This window comes from Aeromonas sp. QDB17, assembly GCF_027705305.1.
Classification (GTDB): Bacteria; Pseudomonadota; Gammaproteobacteria; order Enterobacterales; family Aeromonadaceae; genus Aeromonas; species Aeromonas caviae.
Map to the genome: position 1 here is coordinate 149,889 of NZ_JAPDBP010000006.1, position 21,958 is coordinate 171,846.

The following is a 21,958-nucleotide window of genomic DNA, read 5'->3' on the forward strand; positions in this document are numbered from 1 at the left end:
ATCCGGCCATTGTAGCCAGGGTTGTGCGCCCGATGCATCAGGTACGAAGGATCCGCTCGCTCTCGCCGCACCGGACTGGTGAATTTCTCCGTCGCCGCTAGAATAGCGCCACTTTCCTGCCCGCCGGACAACACGATGCGGGCGGTCGTCATCCATTCAGCCACACGTTGGACTTCTTTATTATGCAAACCCTGCTCGACATGGCCCACTGCCGCCTGACCCTGTACCGTTACCCACGGCAGAACCAGGATCCTCTGCAGGCCTGGGACGCGGCGGACGAGTACCTGATCAACCAGCTCGCCGAGTCGCCCCTCGAGCCGGACGGCCCCGTCATCATCATGAACGACGGCTTCGGGGCCCTGACCGCCTTCCTGCACGGCCACTCCCCCGTCTGCGTGACCGACTCCCACATCAGCGAACGGGCCACCCTGGCCAACCTGGCGGAGAACGGCCTGGACAGTGGAACTGTCACCCTGCAGGATGCCCTGGCCCCCCTGCCCCAGGCCCCGGCCCTGGTGGTGATCAAGGTCTCCAAGTATCAGGCCCTGCTGGAGCAGCAACTGCTGGCCCTGCGCCAGGTGGTCACCCCGGCCACCCGGGTGCTGGCCGCCGGCAAGGCCAAGGACATCCACACCTCCACCCTCAAGCTGTTCGAGAAATATCTGGGGGAGACCCGTACCTCGCTCGCCTGGAAGAAGGCGCGCCTCATTCACTGCACGCCGGCGGCCGAGCGTCCCCCGCTGGCCAACCCCTTCCCGACCGTCTGGCCGCTGGAAGGCACCACCATGCAGATCCACAACCACGCCAACGTGTTTTCGCGCACCAGCCTGGATATCGGTGCCCGCTTCATGCTGGACAACCTGCCGATCCATAGCGCCCGCAGGGTGATCGATCTGGGCTGCGGCAACGGCGTGCTGGGGCTCTCCCTGCTCGCGCGGGACAGCGAGGTGGAGGTGACCTTCATCGACGAATCCCACATGGCGGTGGCCTCGGCCCGTCTCAACGTCGAGCACAACCTGCCCGATGCCCTGCCCCGTGCCCACTTCATGGTCAACAACTGTCTCGATGACGTTCCCGTCGGGGCGGCAGACAGGATCCTCTGCAATCCCCCCTTCCATCAGTTGCAGGCGATCACCGATCACATCGCCTGGCAGATGTTCAGCGACGCCCACCGGGTGTTGCCTCAGGGGGGCGAACTCTGGATAGTAGGCAACCGTCATCTGGACTATCACAACAAACTCAAGCGCCTGTTTGGCAACGCACAAGTCGTTGCGTCGAACAGCAAATTCGTTATTTTGAAAGCCATCAAACGCTAAAGATAAAGCTAAAGGAAACCCATGATGAAAAAGTCACTCTTGCTGCTGGCCGCTCTGGTATTGGGCGGTTGTGCTACTCACTGGCCCGAGAGCGCCCTGCTCAACCCGCAAGTCATCCCCTCCAACCAGCAGTACTACTCCGGCAACCGCATCACCATGGAAGGGGTGGACAAGCGTGAAGCCGCCTATGTTTTCTCCATCAAGAAAAAAGAGAAGGCCCCTGTGCTGGTGAACAGCAGTCAGCCTCTCAACAGCCTGCTGGCTGAAAAACTGGCGGAAGGGCTGCGCAGCCAGGGCCTGGAAGTGGGCAACAGCGGCACCACCAACCTGACGCTGGCCATCTCCACTGCCGCCGTCACCGTGGAAGAGAAGACCTTCACCTATGTCACCAAGTCCCGCGTCAGCCTGCAGGTGATTGCCGACTTCCAGGGCAGCAAGCTGACCAAGCAGTTCAACATGTCCTCCAGCAAGGAGGGCCCGGGCGAACCGAGCATGGCCGATCTGGAATCCACTCTGAACCAGCAACTGGGCAGCGTGCTGCAGCAGATCATGGCCGACGAGGCGCTGCGCGGTTATCTGAAGGGTCAGCCGAGCTGAGCGAGGACATATAAATGAAGAAACTCTGGTTACTGGTCACCCTGATCGCCCCCCTGGCTTTTGCCGGTCAAAAAGTCCAGATGGAGACCAACCATGGCACCATCGTCGTGGAGCTGGCCCCCAAACAGGCACCCCAGACCGTGAAGAACTTCCTGCGCTACGTGGCAGACGGCAGCTATGACGGCAGCCTGTTCCACCGGGTGATCCAGAACTTCGTGGTGCAGGGTGGGGGCTACAACCAGCAGTTCCAGCCCCTGCCGACCTTCGATCCCGTGGTCAACGAGTCCAGAGGCGGCCTGCCCAACAAGCGCGGTACCATCGCCATGGCCCGCACCCAGGCGGTCGACAGCGCCACTCGCCAGTTCTATTTCAATCTGGTGGACAACGACAACCTCAACGCCAATGCCGGCGCCGGTTACACCGTGTTCGGCCAGGTCGTGAAGGGGATGGAGGTGCTGGACAAACTGGCCCAGGTCCAGACCGGCTACAGCTCCATCCTGCGTGCCAACGACGTCCCCACCAGCCCCATCATCCTGAAGAAAGTGGTGCTGCTCGCGGACAAATAACGCGGCCCGGATCACATTCCACCGCGTCCCTGAACGGGTCACCAATCTCTTTTTCTATACTCTGCTCCCCGATGTGTGCCACGCATCGGGGAGCAGAACCAGAAGGAGGAGCCGGTGACCTGTCATGATTACATAACCCAACACGCCGGCCCGCTGGCCCAGGCGGTTCGCCATTTTCTGGCACGCAAGATTCCCTACCAGCAGTTGGAAGACTTGAGCTGGCAGCTCCTCTCCCATTGGCAGGCGCTCTGCGTGATCCCCATGGACAAAACCCCCGCCAACGCACAGGAAGGTGTGTTCTGGCATCTGCTTCACAGCCTGCACCTGTGGGATGAGCAGCGCCTCCTCTGTGATGACGCGCTGCGCCTGCAACTCATGGCCTGCGCCAATTTTCTCGCCGACGAGGGCCCCTGCCCGCACCACTGCATCGGCTCGCGCCCCTGAAACCTGCCGCCCGCCACTCGGCTTGCCTTGGCTACGCCTGCCGAACCTGACAAAATGACCCCCTTTTCCCAGAGGAGTCAGGCTGTTGAACAATCTCCGCCCGCCCAGCCACACACCGGGCCGCGCCACCCGCTGGCGAGATGCTCTCGCCGTCTATCTGGAAGCGCGGGTACTCATCCTGTTCGCCATGGGATTCTCCTCCGGCCTGCCCTTGCTGCTGGTCTTTGGCACCCTCTCGTTCTGGCTGCGCGAAGCGGATGTCAGCCTGACCGACATTGGCTACATGAGCTGGGTAGCGCTGGCCTACGGTTTCAAGTGGCTGTGGTCGCCCCTGGTGGATCGGCTGCCCCTGCCCCTGCTGTCACGGCTGCTTGGGCGGCGACGCAGCTGGATGCTGTTCTCCCAGGTGCTGATCGCCCTCTCCCTGGTGGGGATGGCCTATTGCGATCCCAAGACCCAGCTCGCCCAGCTGGCCCTCTTCGCCCTGCTGGTGGCCTTCTCCTCTGCCACCCAGGACATCGTCATCGACGCCTATCGCATCGAATCCGCTCCCGAGCGGCTGCAGGCGGCCATGGCCGCTTCCTATATGACGGGGTATCGACTCGCCATGATCATGGCGGGAGCGGGGGCGCTGGCGCTGGCGGCCTGGCTCGGCAGCAACAACGGCTATGACTATCGCGGCTGGCAGCTCACCTATCTGCTGATGGGAGGGCTGATGTCTCTTGGCATCCTCACCACCCTGATGAGTCACGAGCCGCAGATCGATCTCAAGAGTCAGGACGAGCAGCAGATGGCGCGCAAGGCCACCCTGCTGGCACGGGGTTGGCCACCCACGCTGGCCGGGCTGGGGGCCTGGACCTACGAGGCCATCTGGTGTCCCTTCGCCGACTTCTTTCGCCGCTACGGCTCCTCGGCCCTGCTGATCCTCGGGCTTATCGCCTGCTATCGCATCTCGGACGTGGTGATGGGGGTGATGTCCAACAGCTTCTATGTGGATCTGCAGTTCAGCAAGACGGAAGTGGCCACCATCACCAAGGTCTATGGCGTCATCATGACGCTGGTGGGAGCCGCGCTCGGGGGCGTGCTGGTGATGCGCTTTGGCACCCTGCGCATCCTGTTCCTCGGCGCCGTGCTGACCGCCAGCACCAACCTGCTGTTCGCTCTCCTCAACGAAGTGGGCCACAACCTGGAGCTGCTGACTCTGATCATCTCGCTGGACAACCTCAGCGCCGGCATCGCCACGGCTGCGTTTGTGACCTATCTCTCGAGTCTTACCAACGTCGCCTTCTCCGCCACCCAGTACGCCCTGTTCAGCTCCATCATGCTGTTGCTGCCCAAGTTGCTGGCGGGGTTTTCTGGTCGGGTAGTGGAGCAGATCGGCTACAGCCACTTCTTCATCGGCACCAGTCTGCTCGGCATTCCGGTGATGATCCTGATCATCATGGTTGCCAAACGAGGCAGCACCTTGTCACCACAAACGAGCAAATAGCAAGCGTTTGCTAATTTTTGGGGGTGATTAGATTCACAAATCCTGACAAAGTTCCCTGGTGCTTGTTTATCCGTTGAATTTATTTGGCTAGAATCCCTCCCGCTCCTTGTGGGCAGGCTACGGAAAACCTCAACTAACGCACAAGAGACCAATAAAATGGCCAAATTTACCAAGACTCTGATCGCTGCCGGTCTGCTGGCTGCCTCCGCCACTCCGGCCTTCGCTGCCGACTACAGCGGCGACATCCACAAGAACGACTACAAGTGGTTCCAGTTCAACGTGATGCACACCATCGATCAGCTGCCCTACGCTGAGTCCGAAGGTGGTTACAACGATACCTACTTCGAAATGGAGTTTGGTGGCCGTTCCGGTATCTTCGATCTGTACGGTTACGTCGACGTATTCGACATCTTCCAGAACCGTCACGACGACAAGCACAACCAGGACAACCTGTTCATCAAATTTGCACCGCGCATCTCCATCGATGCCATGACCGGCAAAGATCTCTCCTTCGGCCCGGTGCAGGAAGTCTACATCGCCAACCTGATCAACGTCGGTGGTCCGGATGGTCTGTTTGAAGCCATGACCGGTCTGGGTGCAGACGTCATGGTGCCCTGGTTCGGCAAAATGGGCATGAACCTGTATGCCCGTCACGTCAATGAAGGCGGTGGCGAGCAGGGCTGGAACGGCTATCAGTTCTCCATGAACTGGTTCAAGCCTTTCTACACCTTCTCCAACGGCAGCTTCGTAGCCTATCAGGGTTACCTGGATCACCTGTTTGATGCCAAGGACACTTCCACCGACGGTACCGCCATGTTCAACGGCCTGTACTGGCACTCCGACCGCTACGCCGTCGGTTACGGTCTGAAGTACTTCAACGACATCTACGGCATCCAGAACGGTTCCTACGGTCTGAAGACCACTGGTTTCGGCCACTACTTCTCCGTAACCTACAAGTTCTAATCGAACTCGTCACACGGACACAAAAAAACCGGAGCAGCTGCTCCGGTTTTTTTTATGCCCTCATGCTGGCAGTGGGGGGAGAGCCGCGCCCTCCCCGTTCGCCATCAATCGCGGAAGTTCTGGAACTGCATCGGCTGGCCCAGTTCGGCGCCACGCACCAAGGCCATGGTCTCTTGCAGATCGTCGCGCTTCTTGCCGGTGACCCGCACCTCGTCGCCCTGGATGGCGGCCTGCACCTTGATCTTGGAATCCTTGATGAGCTTCACCAGCTTCTTGGCCACTTCCTTGTCGATCCCCTGCTTGAACTTCACGGTCAGGTGGAAACGCTTGCCGGAGTGGACGCTGTCACCCACGTCCATGGAACTGTTCTCGATCTGGCGCTTGAGCAGGGCGCCACGCAGGATCTCGACCATCTGCTTGAGCTGAAAATCGGCGTCGGCTTCCAGCTTCACTTCTTCCTTGTTCAATTCGAAGCTGGCTTCCACACCACGAAAATCGAAACGGGTCGCCAGTTCACGGTTGGCGTTATCAACGGCGTTCAACACCTCGTTCATTTTGACTTCAGAGACAATATCGAATGACGGCATAGCCGGGCTCCTCATGCTGTACTTCAGGTTGTGCTGACAGGTGGGCAAATCTACCAGAAAACGGGCAAATTTGCTGATTTCGATGGGATTGCTCTGCTAGAATCCCCTGCGCACAGGAATGGTGAGACCCGTTAGAACCCGTCCAGGAGCGGTCGCGAGAGGTCCGACACTCGGTGAAGTGCAGCCCAGGAACCCGTATGGTCATGCATACATGAGGCTCCCTGGCTGCGCATGAACCTTGAGCACGACCCGGCAGCCAGCTCATGCACCGGTTCCAGGTATTCACCAAGCGACATCTTCCCTTATCCCGGGTTGGCGGTTGACAGGATGGCAGCCCTTCCCATGATCGAGCCTCTTCATGCCAAGCGGATTACGCGACAACAACCTGAAAACACGCCGTCACCCTGTCTCTCCCGAGTGGACCTTGCTGGGCTGCGGCGCCCTGGGCGGCGTCTTCGCCTCCCTGTTGACCCAAAGCGGCCAAGCAACCCGCCTCCTGCTGCGCGAGCGCCATCGTGCCACCTTGCACCCCGGCGTCGACTTTACCTCCCTTGAGGGGCATACCCAGCTCCTGGCCATCGAACGCGCCTTCATCGACAAGCCGGGCTGCATCAAACGCCTGCTGGTGATGACCAAGGCGGGGCAGGTGATATCGGCCCTCACTCCTCTGGTCGGGCAACTGGCGGCAGGAGTGCCCATCGTGCTGCTGCACAACGGCATGGGGATCGCCGATCAGGTGGTTGCACTCTTCCCCGACAATCCGGTGATCGCCGGCGTCACCAGCCATGGCGCCATGCAGAGCGGCCACTTCGTGTTCCGCCACACCGGCAAGGGGGAGACCTGGTTGGGCCCAATCAACGAAGCGGCCCGTGCCCATGCCCACCTCGCCGACGAGCTGGCCAGCGCCCTGGGTCAGGCCGGTTGGGATGAGCAGATCCTGACACGCCAGTGGCAGAAACTCGCCGTCAACTGTGCCATCAATCCCCTCACCGCGCTCTACAAGCTCAAGAACGGCGAATTGGCCGGTCCGCGTTTTGCCGATGCCCTGCAGCAAATCTGCGTGGAAGTGGCTGACGTCATGCGGGCCGAAGGTCAGCCTACCGGCAGCGAAGAGCTGTTGCGCCGTGTCATGATGGTGGTGGAGCTCACCGCCGACAATTACTCTTCCATGTATCAGGACATGGAACAGGGCCGCGAGACCGAGATAGAGGCCATCACCGGCTTCCTGCTGGGCAAGGCCGCCCTTCACGGTATCGCGGTACCGGTCAATCAGGGCCTCTATCAGGCCGTCAAAGAGAAGCGCTGAGCAGAGCAGCTGGCAAGCAAGGAGTGCAGGATGAGCGTACTGGTACTGGTGGCCCCCGGGTCGGAGGAGATAGAGACGGTTGCCATCGTCGATACCCTGGTTCGGGGTGGCATCGATGTGGTGCTGGCCTCCTGCTGCCCCACTGGAGCGCGCCAGATCCGCGCCTCTCGCGGGGTGCAACTGGTGGCGGATTGCCATCTCGACGAGCTGACCACCCGTGACTTCGATGCCATGGTCGTGCCGGGCGGTCTGCCCGGCAGCGAAGTGATCCGCGACACCCCCCTCGCCATCGACCTGCTACGGGAGCAGGCAGGCCTCGGCCGCTGGCGCGCCGCCATCTGCGCCGCCCCCGCCGTGGTACTGCACCATCACGGCTTGCTGGGGGATGCGAGCACCACCTGCCATCCGGGCTTTCAGGCCCGTCTGCCCGAGACACAATTGAGCACGGCGCGGGTCGTGACCGATGAAGCCCATCGCCTGATCACCAGCCAGGGCCCAGGCACCGCCATCGAGTTCGCTCTCGAGATAGTACGGGTACTGCGAGGTGACGAGGCCGCTCACGCGGTGGCCGGTCCCATGGTGTTGCCCCCTTCGGTGTTGCCATAATCGCACCAATCACTTCTCTGAAAACGGCAGAGCCCCCTTGCTTGGTCTATGTTGGCTGCTCTTGTGCTAGATAAAACAATCCGGGCTTCCCCGGCCTGGCACCGGCTGTTAACATGCGCCCCTTATGCCTGTTATGTGCTCTGGGGTGGCCGTCACGCCGCCCTGACCCTGCCCTGTGCGGCCTCTGCCGCCTGACTCCGGTTATGCCGACCGGCCGGTTTACCCGGCCATCAACAGCCAATGCAACCCTGTGATCCCCGCCATTCCCCCTGATTTGCGGGCCTGTGACCATGGCTCCTCAACGAGCGAGAAAATCCCCATGCTGGAACGAGCAAGACAAGAGTGGTTCTCCAACATACGGGGCGATCTGCTGTCGGGCATCGTCGTCGCCCTGGCGCTGATCCCGGAGGCCATCGCCTTCTCCATCATTGCGGGCGTCGACCCCAGGGTCGGCCTCTATGCCTCCTTCTGCATCGCCGTGGTCATCGCCTTCGTCGGCGGTCGTCCCGGCATGATTTCCGCCGCCACCGGCGCCATGGCGCTCCTGATGGTGACCCTGGTCAGGGAACATGGCCTGCAGTATCTGCTGGCGGCCACCCTGCTCACCGGCCTCTTCCAGATAGCGGCGGGCTACCTCAGGCTCGGCAGCCTGATGCGATTCGTCTCCCGCTCCGTGGTGACCGGCTTCGTCAACGCCCTGGCCATCCTTATCTTCATGGCCCAGCTGCCCGAGCTCACCAACGTCACCTGGCAGGTCTACGCCATGACCGCGGCCGGGCTTGGCATCATCTATCTGTTCCCCCTCGTTCCCGTGGTGGGCAAACTGCTCCCCTCCCCCCTGCTGTGCATCGTCATCCTGACGGCGGTGGCCATCACCCTGGGCATCGACATCCGTACCGTGGGCGACATGGGTGAGCTGCCCGATACCCTGCCGGTCTTCCTCTGGCCCGACGTGCCCCTCAATCTGGAGACCCTGGCCATCATCTTCCCCTACTCAGCGGGGCTGGCGGTGGTGGGACTGCTCGAGTCCATGATGACGGCAGCCATCGTCGACGAGATGACCGACACCCCAAGCGATCGCAACCGCGAGTGCAAGGGTCAGGGGATCGCCAACATCGGCGCTGGTCTGCTGGGAGGCATGGCGGGGTGCGCCATGATTGGCCAGTCCGTCATCAACATCAAATCCGGTGGCCGCGGCCGCCTCTCCACCTTCGTGGCGGGGACCCTGCTCATCCTGATGGTGGTCTTCATGGATGAGTGGATCCGTCAGATCCCCATGGCAGCCCTGGTGGCCGTGATGATCATGGTCTCCATCGGCACGTTTTCCTGGGAGTCGGTACGCAACCTGAAGAGCCACCCCCTCTCCACCAACCTGGTGATGGTAACCACCGTCGCCGTGGTGGTCGCGACCCACAACCTGGCACTCGGGGTATTCGTGGGGGTGCTGCTCGCCTCCCTCTTCTTCGCCCACAAGGTTGCCCGCGTCATGCTGGTCAAGAGCGACAGCGAGCGCAGCGGCGCTGTGCGTACCTATCTGGTGCGGGGCCAGGTCTTCTTTGCCAGCGCCGAGCAGTTCCTGGCCGGTTTCGATTTCAGGGAGGAAGTGGAGAAGGTGGTCATCGACCTGACGCACGCCCACTTCTGGGACATCACCGCCATCACGGCCCTCGACAAGGTGGTCATCAAGTTCCGCCGTGAGGGGAAAGAGGTGGCGGTCATCGGCCTGAACAACGCCAGTGCCACCCTGGTCGATCGCTTTGCCATCCACGACAAACGCCAGGAGGGAGAGCCCCTGCTGGCCGAGCATTGATCCCGGCGCGCCCCATTAGGGCGCTGCCTGCAAGCCATAAAAAAAGCCCGTCTCTCCCCATGAGATGGGCTTTTTTTGGGCTGTTGGCTCACAGTCAACACACGCGCCTCGGCTTGCCCATACTCAACCGATGCGGCAATACGGGGTCATGACCTGCCGTCAGGGTGCAAGAGGGGCCATGAAAGCAGGAACAGGGTGCCACCCCGCCCGCCGGGTTGGCAAACCGCGCTGCCGCCGTGGGCCTCGGCAATGGCCTTGACCACGGCGAGTCCGAGCCCGCTGCCGCCACTCTTGCGTGAGCGTGACGGATCCCCCCGGCGAAACGCCTCGAAGAGATGGGCGGCGACCTCCTCGCTGATGCCAGGCCCCTCATCTTCCACACTCAGGATGCACTGGGTGCCCGAACGATGCAGGCGCACGGTCAGCATGCCCGGCACCGCGTGCTTCTGGGCATTTTCCAGCAGCGCCATCAGGGCCTGACGGATGCGAAGTGCATCGCAACAGACCCAGAGTTCGGCATCGAGCTCCCGTTTGAGGGTGAAACCGCTCGCGGCCAGAGGAGTGGCAAACGCCTCAAGCACCACGGCAAGCTCGTCGGCCAGCCTGATCGCCTCTCGTTGCAACTCCAGGTGGCCGCTGTCGTTGAGACTGAGCACCCGCAAATCTTCGATCAGGTGGGTCAATCCCTCCACCTGGCGCAGCAACCCTTCAAAGAGCTCACGCTCTGGCGGAAATACCCCTTCGGCCAGCCCCTGCAAGCGGCCACGCAAGATGGTCACCGGGGTGCGCAACTCGTGGGCGATGGCGGCATTCCAGAACTCCCGCTCGCGGGTCATGCTCTGCAGTCGCTCGGCCATGGTGTTGAAGTCCCGCACCAGTTGCGCCGTCTCCCCGATCGCCTGTTCATCCAGCGGCACGCGCGCATCGAGTTTGCCCTCTGCCACCTCTCGCAGGCTGTTCGCCACCGAATTGAGCGGGGTCAGGATGCGCCGAGAGAGGCGCACCGCCACGTACAGCGCCATCCCCAATGCAATGAGAATGGTCGAGCCAATCCAGATCATCTCGACCCTGGAGGGCATCCAGCTCTCGGAGATGCTGCCAGGCACATAGGTCACGGCAATGGCGTAGAACACATAGGTGCCTATCACCGCGAGGCAGATGATGCCGAGCGCCATCAGCCCCAGGGAGCGGATGATTTGCCTGCGCAGGCCGGGTGCCGATGTCACGCATCGCCCCCGAAGCGATAGCCGACGCCCCAGACACTGGCGGGCACCCCCTGGATGCCCTGTGCCTCCAGCTTCTTGCGCAGCTTGCTGATGTGGCTGTCCACCGTGCGCTCCTGGGTATCCCCCTCCGGCAGGCAGTGGGTCAGCAGTTCGGCGCGGCTGAACACCCGCTTGGGTGCCCGCATCAGGGAGGCGAGCAACTTGAATTCGGTCAGGGTCAGATCCAGCATCTGTTGCCTCTCATCGCGGCAAATGCTGGCCTCGTGGCTCTCCAGATCGATCTGGAAGGGGCCGACCCGCAGCACCCGGGCCGTGGTCTGCTTCGCAGCCTGGCTGCGTCTGAGCACCGCCTGTACCCGAGCCACCACTTCGGCCGGGTTGAAGGGTTTGACCACATAGTCATCCGCCCCCATGCGCAGCCCCATCAGCTTGTCGAGGTCCTGATCCAGAGCGGTCAGCATGATCACCGGCGTGTCGCCACGGGCCCGGATCTCGCTGAGCACCTGCCAGCCATCGAGCTGCGGCATCTGCACATCCAGCAACAGGAGATCGGGTTTGCATGTCTGGTGCATGGCCAGGGCTTCGCGGCCATCGGCGGCATGCAGGGTGCGCAATCCGTGGCGTTGCAGGTAAGCGGCGAGGATGTCGGCTATCTCGGCTTCATCCTCTGCAATCAGTACCAGTGACTGGGCCGCCGGGTTGGCGGAAGCAGGAAGATACGACATGGTCGGCCTCGAAAATGGTGGGTTTGAACTTTATCACCGCCTCCATGGATTCTCCACAAAGCCTCGAATCATTCGCAATAGCCCCTCTCCATAATGCCCGCTCGATGTGCTCTCGCGGCAACACCATGCCCGGGAGACGGTTTAACGAGGTGAATATGATGTTTGTCAAACAGCGGTATGCGGGCGCTTTGCTCGCCGTCATTGCCGTATTCGGATTGGCAGGTTGCGATGGGGCGACGCAAGCGCAAGATGCGCCGGCCCTTCCTCAGGTGTCGGTGATGACGCTGGCAGGTCAGGACCTGGTCATCAGCGAGGATCTGCCCGCCCGGGTAGCCGCGGTGCGCAGCGCCGAAATTCGGGCCCAGATCAGCGGCATCGTGCAGCGCCGCCTGTTCGAGCAGGGTGCCGAAATCGGCGCAGGCACCGTGCTGTTCCAGATAAATCCGGCCCCCTTCAAGGCGGATGTCGACAGCGCCGCCGCAGCATTGCAGCGGGCCCAGGCCGTGCTGGCCCGCGCCCGAATCCAGATTGACCGTCTGGTGCCGCTGCTGCGCACCGAGGCCATCAGCCGCCAGACCTATGACGATGCCGTCTCCCAGCGGGATCAGGCGGCCGCCGACGTGGCTCAGGCCAGGGCGACTCTGGCCCGGCACCAGCTGAACCTGCAATTTGCCAGCGTGGAAGCCCCCATCGCCGGGCGCATCGATCAGGCACTGGTGAGTGAAGGGGCCCTGGTGTCCCCCACCGACGCCACCCCCATGGCCAGGATCCAGCAGATCGATCAGGTCTACGTCGATGTGCGTCAACCGGCCTCTGTGCTCGACACCCTGCGCCAGCAGGCTGGCTCGACGGCACCGGAACTGGCGGTGGACATCCTCGGCAGCGACGGCAAGCCGCTCGGCATGCAGGGGCACATCCTCTTCTCCGGCATCGAGGTGGATGCCGGTACCGGTGACGTACTGCTGCGGGTACTGGTGGACAACCCGGAGCGGCGGCTCTTGCCCGGCCTCTACGTACAGGCGCGCATTCCCCGTGCCCGCTATGCCAACGCCCTGAGCGTGCCTCAGCAGGCGGTGGTGCGCACATCGGGCCAGACCAGCGTATGGGTGGTGGATGGCCAGGGGCAGGCACAACTGGTTCCGGTCAACACCGCTGAACTGGTGAATAGCCAGTACCGCATCGCGTCCGGACTCAGCGCCGGACAGCGGGTGGTGATCGAGGGGATCGACCGCCTGACCCCGGGGACGCAAGTCATTGCCCATCCCTGGCAATCCCCCGCAGTCAGCCAGCAGGCTGACGCCGGTAACCGTTGAATCGGAGACATTTCATGCCGCAGTTTTTCATTCATCGCCCGGTGTTTGCCTGGGTGATCGCCCTCTTCATCGTGCTGGCGGGGGTCATCGCCATCCCCAAGCTGCCCATCTCCCGCTATCCCTCGGTGGCGCCGGTGTCGGTGACCCTCTATGCCACCTATCCGGGCGCCACGCCGCAGACCCTGAACGATGCGGTGGTGAGCCTGATCGAGCGCGAGCTGTCTGGGGTGAAGAACCTGCTCTACTTCGAGTCGTCGGTAGATGCCTCCGGCAGCGCGCAGATCACCGCCACCTTCAAGCCGGGCACCGATCCGGAGCTGGCCCAGATGGACGTGCAAAACCGCATCAAGGCGGTCGAGCCTCGCTTGCCACAGGCGGTGCGGCAAACCGGCCTGCAGGTGGAGTCCGCCTCGTCCGGCTTTCTGATGATGGTCGGCATGACTTCACCGGATGGCCGCTTCGATGAGGTCGCGCTGAACGACTACATGGCGCGCAATATCGTGCAGGAGCTGCGCCGCATCGACGGCGTGGGGCGAGTGCAGCTGTTCGGCGCCGAGCAGGCCATGCGCATCTGGGTGGATCCGGGCAAGCTCGCCGCCTACGGGTTGACCATCAGCGAGGTGGCGCAGGCCATTGAGCAGCAGAACGTGCAGATTGCACCGGGGCGCCTCGGCGACGAACCCGCCCTGCCTGGCCAGCGACTGACGGTTCCCCTCACGGTAGAGGGGCAACTGACCACTCCCGAGGCGTTCGCCGCCATCGTGCTGCGGGCCGGAAGTGATGGCGCCAAGCTGGTGCTGGGTGACGTGGCCCGGGTCGAGCTGGGGGCGCAATCCTACGCCTTTTCCAACCGCGAGAACGGGGTGGCTGCCACCAGCGCCGCCATCCAGCTCTCCCCCGGCGCCAACGCCGTGCGCACCGCCGATGCGGTGCGCACCCGTCTCGCTCAGCTCGCCCCCACTCTGCCGGCGGGCATGGCCTATTCGATCCCGTTCGACTCGGCCCCCTTCGTCAAGGTCTCCATCGACAAGGTGATCCATACCCTGCTGGAAGCCATGGTGCTGGTGTTCCTGGTGATGTTCCTCTTCCTGCAGAACCTGCGCTACACCCTGATCCCGGCCATCGTCGCCCCCATAGCGCTGCTTGGCACCTTCGCGGTGATGCTGCTCGCCAGCTTTTCCATCAACACCCTCACCATGTTCGGCATGGTGCTGGCCATCGGCATCATCGTCGACGACGCCATCGTGGTGGTGGAGAACGTCGAGCGCCTGATGGCCACCCAGGGGCTATCGCCCCGAGAGGCGACATCGCGGGCCATGAAGGAGATCACCGGGGCGGTGATCGGCATCACTCTGGTGCTCACGGCGGTGTTCATCCCCATGGCGTTCGGCAGCGGCTCCGTGGGGGTCATCTACCAGCAGTTCACCCTGTCGATGGCGGTGTCAATCCTGATTTCCGCCTTCCTGGCCCTGACCCTGACGCCGGCGCTCTGCGCCACCCTGCTGCGTACGATCAGCCCGGATCACCATGAGAAGCGCGGTTTCTTCGGCGCCTTCAACCGGGGCGTCGAGCGGCTCACCGCAGGCTACGGCGTTCGGGTCACCCGGCTGGTCGGGCGCAGCGGACGCATGATGGCTACCTTCGCCGCCCTCTGCGCCGTGCTGGCCATTGCGGCCACCCAGCTGCCCTCCTCCTTTCTGCCGGACGAGGATCAGGGCTACTTCATGACCTCCATCCAGTTGCCGACCGGCGCCACCAGCGAGCGCACCCTGGCCGTCATCAAGGAGTTCGAGGCCCATGTGGCCTCTCGCGAGGCGCTCGACACCAACCTGGTGGTGCAGGGCTTCAGCTTCTCCGGCGCAGGCCCCAATGCCGCCATGGCCTTCACCATGCTCAAAGAGTGGGACCAGCGTCATGGTGCCACGGCTGCCGAAGAGGCTGAGCTGGCACAGGCCGCCATGGCCAACAGCAAGGAAGGCACCGTGATGAGCCTGCTGCCGCCCGCCATCGACGAACTGGGCACCTCTTCCGGTTTCACGCTCTTCCTGCAAGACAGGGCCAACCAGGGGGAGGCCGCGCTGCTGGCCGCCCAGGCGCAACTGCTGGCACTGGCGGCCCAAAGCGAAGTGGTGAGCGATGTCTATCCCGACAGCCTGCCCCCCGGCGAGAGCATTCACCTCGAGATCAACCGGCAGAAGGCCGAGGCCATGGGACTCTCGTTCACCAGCGTGAGCAGCACCCTGTCGGCGGCGATGGGATCGCTCTATATCAACGATTTCCCCAACGGCGGGCACATGCAGCAGGTCATCCTGCAGGCCGACGCCAAGGCGCGCATGCAGCTCGATGACGTACTCGGCCTGCGGGTGCGCAATGCCAGCGGCGGCATGGTGCCCCTGCGGGAGGTGGTGACGCCGACCTGGCGCCAGTCGCCGCAACAGATGATGCGCTTCGAGGGCTTCCCCGCCGTGCGTCTCTCCGGGAGTGCCGCCCCCGGGGTGTCCAGTGGCGCCGCGATGGCGGAAATGGATCGCCTGGTGGCGCAATTGCCGCCAGGCTTCGCCCTGGCCTGGACGGGACAGTCGCTGCAGGAGCGCCAGTCGGCGGCCGAGGCCCCCCTGCTGATGCTGCTGTCGGCGCTGGTGGTCTTCCTGGTGCTGGCCGCGCTCTACGAGAGCTGGTCCATTCCGCTCTCCGTGATGCTGGTGGTTCCCCTGGGCCTGCTCGGCGCCGTGGCGGCGGTGATGCTGCGCGGCATGCCCAACGACGTCTTCTTCAAGGTGGGCATGATCACCATCATCGGTCTGTCGGCCAAGAACGCCATCCTCATCGTGGAGTTTGCCCGCCAGTTGCACGGCGAAGGGCGCTCGCTGCTTGACGCTGCGGTGACCGCCGCCCGCCTGCGCCTGCGCCCCATCCTGATGACGTCGCTCGCCTTCACCCTCGGCGTGGTGCCGCTGATGCTTGCCAGTGGTGCCAGCGCGGAGACCCAGCATGCCATCGGCACCGGCGTGTTCGGCGGCATGATCAGCGGCACCCTGCTGGCCATCTTCTTCGTGCCGGTCTTTTTTGTCTTCGTCATCGGCACCCAGACGCGCATTCAGGCCTGGCGGACACAGCGAGCACAGCACCGATCATGCTGACCGCTGCGCGGGTTTGCTGGCCCTGAGGAGGCGATGATCATGCAATGCATGCCTGGCACCATTTTGCGTTCCTTCGAAGAGGATGAGCGCGCCATGGTGCCGGGCCTGTGGTTCATGGCCGGTGCTGCGGGGCGACCCTATCGCGGGTTGCCTCTCCAGGATTTGTGACCAGCCCTCCGTCGCCGGTGCATCCTTGGTCTTCTCCAAGATGGCGATCTGCTATCTGGCACAGGGGGCTTGCACCATCCCGGGTCGGTGCCGACCCAGCAGGAACCCGGCCTCAGCATCGCTCTGACGGCCGACTCCCTTGGCCTCATCGACTGCATGCTGTCTGCCATCACCAGTCAAGGCTGGACACTCCTGGTGCCTGAACCGCTGGAGAGGCCCCCGCAAGGTTGATGACAGCCTGAGTCTTATTCAATACAGCATGAAATCGAAGTCAATTTAAGTGTTGCTCAGAAATCGACACATCGCAATCACCTCCGATATATTGCAGATCTACTCCGATACTTTCCCTCTGATAGTCAGCCTCAAGAGAAAAATAAAATAAACCATTAAAAACAACACCATGAACTCTTTTCATTTAAAGATAACTCTTTCTTGCACATCCCATCAGCTGGTCATCAGGACACGTTTTCTGTGATTTGAAACACAAACTTTGATCATCACAGGGGATAAGCATTGCATTGGAAATCGATTTCAAGAAAATGAAGCCAGCATGATTTGTCTTGGCATCGATTGCATAGCGTCTGTTTGAGTCTTGACGGTTCATCGCGGTGGATATTTTTCCCATTGATTGGAGTGGTCAGTATGAATGCATCAAAAAAAGGACTTTTGGCGTCGTTGATCGCCGCTGCCCTGCTTGGCGGGTGTGGTGGGGCCGATAATATCGACTCGAATAGTGGCAACAACGGTGGTAATAACGGTGGCACCACGCCCCCTGGCGACAGCACCCTGATCCTGTTCGGGGTCGGTGCCAATGGGGGTACAACCCCCAGCATCCAGTCAGAGAAGGACAACTGGAGCTTGCAACCGGTCACCGCTTCTCCCGTCGCCATGACCAGCATCAGCGCCGTGCTCATCAACAATGCCGGTACCGATGACACCGCCGATGTGCAGGTAGCCGGTGACGGAGATGGCACCTTCATGCTCAAATCCGCCACCCCTCTGAACCTGAGCAAATACGCCTCCGGTTTCATCGAGTTCCAGCTGCGGACCAAGAGCAAGGTGCCGGAAGTGCTCAATGCCTCCATCGACAACGAGTATCCCAACCGCAGCAGCCTGCCCATTGCCAGCGCCCTGACCGGTTCCGGCGACTGGGAAACGCTCACGCTGCCCATCAACTGCATGAAGCCCTTCCCCGGTGCCACGGCCATCAACCTCGCCACTGTGGGCACACCGTTCCACCTGGCCACCAAGGAAGCCTTCAACTACGAAATCACCAACATCAAGTACCTGCTCACCACCTCGGCCAAGCCCGTTGTCGACCCGGTCACCTGTGAAGCGCCTGGCGGCGCTACCGACCCGGGCACAGACCCAGGCACAGACCCAGGCACCGACCCGGGAACCGATCCCGGTACCGATCCAGGTACCAATCCGGACACAGGCTCCGGCGTCAACAATGCCCCCGCGCTGGTGGCCACCGATGCCGCACTCTACTACTCCGGTGACAAGAGCCAGGCCCAGGACCGCAGCGCCCATTACCCGGCAGCCAGCTTCGGCGGCACCCTGACCGATGAAAACCAGGTCATCACCATGGACCTGCCAGGCAATGGCGCCGCCTTCCTCGGGACCGACAGCGCCAATGGGGATCTCTCCGCCTATCAGGACGGCGCCATGCTGCTCGACCTGAAAGTCTCCAGCTACGGTGACTCCCCCAACATCCAGATCCGCATGGACGGTACAGCAGGCCCGGACTTTGGCACCTTCTTCACCATGGACAGCAACATCGTGCCCGATGACGACACCTGGTACCGCTGCATCCTGCCGGTCGCCTCTCTCATTCCGGCGGCCAACACCGGCTCGGTGCAAAAGGCGCTCTACCTGAGCGGGGCCTGGGACTCCATGGCCGGTCTGCGCTTCGCCTTCACCAACGTGGCCCTGAAAACAGCCATCCCGGCAGACTTTGACAGCAATCAGCCCTGCCAGCAGATCAAGTGACAAGGCATTGAATCTTCGAGAAATCGATTGAAAATAATTTTCTACGGATTGGAGCAATAAGATGAAATTGAAGTCACTCGCCTTGTTTGTCGGGGCATGTTGCGGGCTGGCAGTGCCCGCAGTATCGAATGCCGCCGAGAGTTTTGGCTTCCACGGTTATATTCGTGCCGGCTCGATGTTTGACGCCAAGGACAACTTCGCCAAGGCGGGGTACGAATATGAGATGGACAAGACCATGGGGCGCCTGGGCTCCGAGCTGGACAACAGCTGGGAAGCGGGCCTGAACAAGTTGTGGGATCTGGGCAGCAACAAGTCGGTCAACATCCACTTCAAGGTGGAGTCCGATGCCGACGGCCTGCAAACCCGAGCCGCGCCTCGCGAAAGCGGTGTGTCAGAAACCTATGTGGAGCTGGGTGGCATCACCCCGACCGGGACCATGTGGGGTGGCCTGCGCTATTACGACCGCGAGAACTACATCTGGACCACCGACTATTTCTACACGGACTACTCGGGAACCGGCGTCGGCATCAAAGCCATGGAGATGGCAGGTGGCAAGTGGGACTTTGCCTATATCAACAGCAACGACACCAGCCACTCCGACCGCGCCAATGGCACTGAAGCCACCATGCACACCCTCCACACCAGCGCCCTCTACGGTGCCTGGGACATGGAGATTGCACTCAAGCAGATGCCCAGCAACGAGTTCACCGGCGATAACAAGCAATATGCGACCAAGGGGGCAGAAGGAACCGTCATCTATTCCCGCGACGACTTCTTCTTCATGCCGGGGGGCTTCTCCAAGTTCATCGCCCAGGCAGGACGTGGGCTGGGTTCAGGGGACTTGCTGGGTGCCAACCTGACCAATACCGCCATGTATCGCAAGGGCTCCCTGTATCAGAAGACACTGCAGGACAAGGCGGATGGCTATAAACCCTACCAGTCCAAGGTGATGGAAGGCGATCAATCCTACCGCCTCTTCCTCTGGGGCGGCTGGTATGGCGCCAATATTCATCTGCTGCCGACCCTCTCCTACCAGTACAACGACTACGAGCTGGGTGGCCATGACTCCTGGTATGCCGCATCTCTGCGCCCGGTATTCCCGATCAATGAGTTCTTCTCCATCCAGACGGAAGTCGGATATGTGAAAAACAACCTGATCATCGACAACGTCGAACGGGGTGGCACCTCTCACAAGGTCAGCATAGTGCCGACCTTCACCGTCAATACCGGCATGGGGCCCTCACCGGAGATCCGCATTCTGACGACCTATGTCGATCACAACAACGAGACCCCCTGGCAGGAAGACCGGGAAGATTTCCTGGTCGGTGTGCAGGCGGACATGTGGTGGTAGGTTAGGTCGCGATACTTATCTGCACTATAATCTCGGGTCCCTTGGGGGACCCGCATTGCATACGAGGAAACACGATGAAGGGAACGAAGCAGTGTCTGCCTTTCCTGGTCAGTCTGCTGATGGCCGGATGCGCCGGCATGGGCCCGGAGCATTCGCCAGGTTCGGCAGTCTCCGCCCTGCAGCAACAGGTTGAGCAAGGTCGGGAACAATTGTCGAACAAGGTGGCGGTCGAGTCGTTCAAGGAACTTCGCTTCCAGTCCCTCGGGCAGGAGAGCCGCTGGGTCGATGTGAGCACCGACAGCCAGGTCTATGCATTTGATTCAGGCAAAAGCTATGTCATGGCCTTCTCGCTGCCCGAAGTCAGCCAGGCAACTCGCGTCAAAATAACCATTCCGGTCGACTATACCGTCTTCCTGCCCAGCATCCTGTTGCTGGACGAGCAATACAACGCCGTTCAAACCATTCCCGGTTCCACATTCAGTTATGACGGTCGTTCGTTAATTTCAGGGCAGAACATTCAGGGGGAATTCACCATTCCGGCCCCCATCGGCAGCGCTCGGGCCGCCTATATGGTGATCTATTCCACGGCGAAGGACATGCAGGGCAGTACCCGGCTCAACCCGGACGATCTACAGCGCGCCATGCAATATGATCGCACCACGGATGTCGCCCGCCTCATCAATGTGGAAGTGCCTCACTCTGCTACCGGACGCCTATATTTGACGCTGGACGCAGAGCCCGCTGCAAATGCGACGCAGATCGCAAAAACCATATCGCCCGTGATGGTCTCACCAGATAAATCGTTGGGTGAACTGGATTATTATCAGCATATTCGCACTGCCGTTCAGAGCAAAAACTATGAGCAGGCGCTCGCCTGGGTCAAAGCCGCCGAGCAAGCCGGTTTTACCAAGGCAAAAGAGGTCTTTTTTGCCGCCCAGCAGTAGCATTCCCTCCCCTGGCAAGGCGCATCATCGCTTGTCACCACCAGGGGAAACGGGTATCCTAACTTGCTGATTTATTAAGAAGATATTCATATAACACTGGCCATGACCAGGGGTTTTCACAGTCGAGTACGGAGGGGGGATGTCGAAGTCAGCTCAGGAGAAAAAAGCCACTGTCTATGATATCGCCCGCCGAGCCGGTGTCTCGGCAAGCACTGTATCCCGGATATTGAACGGCTCGGCCAAAGTGGCCGCAGATAAACGTCAGGCGGTGGAAGATGCCATTCAGGAATTGAATTTTCGTCCCAACCTGATGGCGCAATATTTGAAAACGGGTCAGTCCATGACCCTGGGTGTTTTGACCCAACATGTGGAGAGTCCATTTTCCAACGAAATGTTGCGGGGTGTTGAACACACTCTTCAGGGCATGGAGTATGTGCCGCTGATTGTCAGCGGTCACTGGAATGCGGAAGAAGAAGTTGAGCGGTTGCGTCTGCTGGTGGCCCGACGGGTTGATGGCCTTATTATTTTGACCGGCCACGTCAATCAGCAAACACTGCTCGAGTTTTCCCAGCAAATACCGATTGTGGCCACAGGTCACAATATCATGACCGAGCGGGTACACTCCTTCAGCATCAATAACCGGCTGGGTGGCTACATGGCGACTCGCTATTTATTGGATCTGGGTCATCGTGACATCGCCCATATCGTCGGTTTGCCGGATCATAACGATGCCATCGAGCGTCATCATGGCTATCGCCAGGCCCTGGTGAGCGCAGGTATTGAATATGACCCCTCCCTGGTCATCCAGGGGGATTTCGCCGAAGTCGGCGGGCTCAATGCCGTCAAGAAGCTGGTGGAGAGCGGCCGGAAATTCTCCGCCATCTTCTGCGCCAACGATCAGACTTGTTACGGGGCCATTCTGGGGCTCAAGCAGTGCGGCTTGCGGGTGCCTGAGGATGTCTCTCTCATCGGTTTTGACGACCTGCCCTTCTCCACCTTTTCCAACCCGCCATTGACCACGGTACGCCAGCCCATCTACGAGATGGGTGTCAAGATGGTCAAGACTCTGTTGGGTTTGATCGAGAACACGGAGCTGAACTCGGACGAACTGCCCGAGTTGAGCATTGTGGTGCGTGATACCACACTGCCGTACAAGGGGTGAACACAGACCGGGGCGGTTCCCTGCGCAGCATCAGCGCAAAGCGGCCTTCGGGCCGTTTTTCTTTTGTCAGCCACCTGCCCAGCGAATGACTTGCTCCTGCCACGTCTTCCACCTTGACTCTCTGACATAGCACAGAGACCACACACAACCTGGCATCCCTCTTCTGCGGGCCCCCAATCCGGCCTGGCCCGATGACACCAGCCAAAGCCTGGCAATCACAACCCGATGAACCCGGCCGACCTGAATGAAACAA

20 protein-coding genes are annotated in these 21,958 nt (G+C 61.3%); 16 read left to right on the forward strand and 4 right to left on the reverse strand.

Annotation, left to right across the window (positions count from 1 at the left end; genetic code table 11):
- Positions 1–182 precede the first annotated feature (182 nt).
- The 6 genes from OKC41_RS07515 (at position 183) to OKC41_RS07540 (ending at position 5,375) form a co-directional block, all read left to right on the forward strand.
- Positions 183–1,316 carry a methyltransferase gene (locus OKC41_RS07515; RefSeq protein ID WP_236274681.1) on the forward strand — a complete coding sequence of 378 codons (1,134 nt, stop codon included), beginning with the start codon at positions 183–185 and terminating at the stop codon, positions 1,314–1,316.
- A gap of 24 nt (positions 1,317–1,340) precedes the next feature.
- Positions 1,341–1,913 carry a YajG family lipoprotein gene (locus OKC41_RS07520; RefSeq protein WP_039040711.1) on the forward strand — a complete coding sequence of 191 codons (573 nt, stop codon included), beginning with the start codon at positions 1,341–1,343 and terminating at the stop codon, positions 1,911–1,913.
- A gap of 14 nt (positions 1,914–1,927) precedes the next feature.
- Positions 1,928–2,479 (forward strand): peptidylprolyl isomerase, encoded by a 552-nt coding sequence (locus tag OKC41_RS07525; protein WP_010673361.1) that lies wholly within the window; start codon positions 1,928–1,930, stop codon positions 2,477–2,479.
- Positions 2,480–2,593: 114 nt separating this feature from the next.
- On the forward strand, positions 2,594–2,923 hold the full coding sequence (locus OKC41_RS07530; RefSeq protein WP_042864276.1) for a hypothetical protein: 330 nt from the start codon (positions 2,594–2,596) through the stop codon (positions 2,921–2,923).
- Positions 2,924–3,110: 187 nt separating this feature from the next.
- Entirely contained in the window at positions 3,111–4,412 is a 1,302-nt protein-coding gene (locus OKC41_RS07535) for an MFS transporter (RefSeq protein WP_223942916.1), read from the forward strand.
- Between the two features lie 156 nt (positions 4,413–4,568).
- Entirely contained in the window at positions 4,569–5,375 is an 807-nt protein-coding gene (locus tag OKC41_RS07540) for an outer membrane protein OmpK (protein WP_039040713.1), read from the forward strand.
- 104 nt (positions 5,376–5,479) lie between these two features.
- On the opposite strand, the gene OKC41_RS07545 is transcribed toward OKC41_RS07540, so the two are convergent.
- Complete coding sequence (locus OKC41_RS07545) at positions 5,480–5,962, reverse strand: YajQ family cyclic di-GMP-binding protein (protein WP_010673357.1); 483 nt, start codon at positions 5,960–5,962, stop codon at positions 5,480–5,482.
- 358 nt (positions 5,963–6,320) lie between these two features.
- Here OKC41_RS07545 and OKC41_RS07550 point away from each other — a divergent pair, with 358 nt between their 5' ends.
- The 3 genes from OKC41_RS07550 (at position 6,321) to OKC41_RS07560 (ending at position 9,684) form a co-directional block, all read left to right on the forward strand.
- Complete coding sequence (locus OKC41_RS07550) at positions 6,321–7,268, forward strand: ketopantoate reductase family protein (RefSeq protein WP_048208192.1); 948 nt, start codon at positions 6,321–6,323, stop codon at positions 7,266–7,268.
- Positions 7,269–7,298: 30 nt separating this feature from the next.
- A complete protein-coding gene (locus OKC41_RS07555; RefSeq protein ID WP_201894478.1) occupies positions 7,299–7,874 on the forward strand; it encodes a DJ-1 family glyoxalase III in 576 nt (191 codons plus the stop codon).
- A 319-nt stretch (positions 7,875–8,193) separates the two neighbouring features.
- On the forward strand, positions 8,194–9,684 hold the full coding sequence (locus tag OKC41_RS07560) for a SulP family inorganic anion transporter (RefSeq protein WP_201894479.1): 1,491 nt from the start codon (positions 8,194–8,196) through the stop codon (positions 9,682–9,684).
- Positions 9,685–9,830: 146 nt separating this feature from the next.
- On the opposite strand, the gene OKC41_RS07565 is transcribed toward OKC41_RS07560, so the two are convergent.
- Both OKC41_RS07565 and OKC41_RS07570 read right to left on the reverse strand, forming a co-directional pair.
- On the reverse strand, positions 9,831–10,910 hold the full coding sequence (locus OKC41_RS07565) for an ATP-binding protein (RefSeq protein WP_270671828.1): 1,080 nt from the start codon (positions 10,908–10,910) through the stop codon (positions 9,831–9,833).
- Positions 10,907–11,635: a response regulator gene (locus tag OKC41_RS07570; protein WP_041211259.1), complete on the reverse strand. Its 729-nt coding sequence runs from the start codon at positions 11,633–11,635 to the stop codon at positions 10,907–10,909. Before OKC41_RS07570 ends, OKC41_RS07565 begins: the two co-directional genes overlap by 4 nt.
- Positions 11,636–11,790: 155 nt before the next feature.
- On the opposite strand from OKC41_RS07570, the gene OKC41_RS07575 reads away from it, so the two are divergent.
- The 3 genes from OKC41_RS07575 to OKC41_RS07585 are packed head-to-tail and all read left to right on the forward strand — an operon-like array spanning position 11,791 to position 16,256.
- Complete coding sequence (locus OKC41_RS07575; protein ID WP_270671829.1) at positions 11,791–12,948, forward strand: efflux RND transporter periplasmic adaptor subunit; 1,158 nt, start codon at positions 11,791–11,793, stop codon at positions 12,946–12,948.
- A 14-nt stretch (positions 12,949–12,962) separates the two neighbouring features.
- Positions 12,963–16,088, forward strand: coding sequence for a multidrug efflux RND transporter permease subunit (locus OKC41_RS07580; protein ID WP_103244413.1), 3,126 nt, complete (start codon positions 12,963–12,965; stop codon positions 16,086–16,088).
- 39 nt (positions 16,089–16,127) lie between these two features.
- Positions 16,128–16,256 carry a hypothetical protein gene (locus OKC41_RS07585; RefSeq protein ID WP_261925305.1) on the forward strand — a complete coding sequence of 43 codons (129 nt, stop codon included), beginning with the start codon at positions 16,128–16,130 and terminating at the stop codon, positions 16,254–16,256.
- 271 nt (positions 16,257–16,527) lie between these two features.
- Here OKC41_RS07585 and OKC41_RS07590 read toward each other — a convergent pair whose 3' ends face one another.
- The gene (locus OKC41_RS07590) at positions 16,528–16,671 is read right to left on the reverse strand and encodes a hypothetical protein (protein ID WP_180343568.1); all 144 of its coding nucleotides are present in this window, start codon (positions 16,669–16,671) and stop codon (positions 16,528–16,530) included.
- A gap of 251 nt (positions 16,672–16,922) precedes the next feature.
- Between OKC41_RS07590 and OKC41_RS07595 the strand changes: the two genes are divergently transcribed.
- The 4 genes from OKC41_RS07595 (at position 16,923) to OKC41_RS07610 (ending at position 21,705) form a co-directional block, all read left to right on the forward strand.
- Complete coding sequence (locus tag OKC41_RS07595; RefSeq protein WP_270671831.1) at positions 16,923–18,248, forward strand: putative glycoside hydrolase; 1,326 nt, start codon at positions 16,923–16,925, stop codon at positions 18,246–18,248.
- Between the two features lie 61 nt (positions 18,249–18,309).
- Entirely contained in the window at positions 18,310–19,599 is a 1,290-nt protein-coding gene (locus OKC41_RS07600) for a carbohydrate porin (protein WP_039041336.1), read from the forward strand.
- Between the two features lie 74 nt (positions 19,600–19,673).
- Entirely contained in the window at positions 19,674–20,543 is an 870-nt protein-coding gene (locus tag OKC41_RS07605) for a MalM family protein (protein WP_039041337.1), read from the forward strand.
- Positions 20,544–20,682: 139 nt separating this feature from the next.
- Positions 20,683–21,705: a LacI family DNA-binding transcriptional regulator gene (locus tag OKC41_RS07610; protein WP_039041338.1), complete on the forward strand. Its 1,023-nt coding sequence runs from the start codon at positions 20,683–20,685 to the stop codon at positions 21,703–21,705.
- The last annotated feature ends 253 nt before the right edge of the window (positions 21,706–21,958 follow it).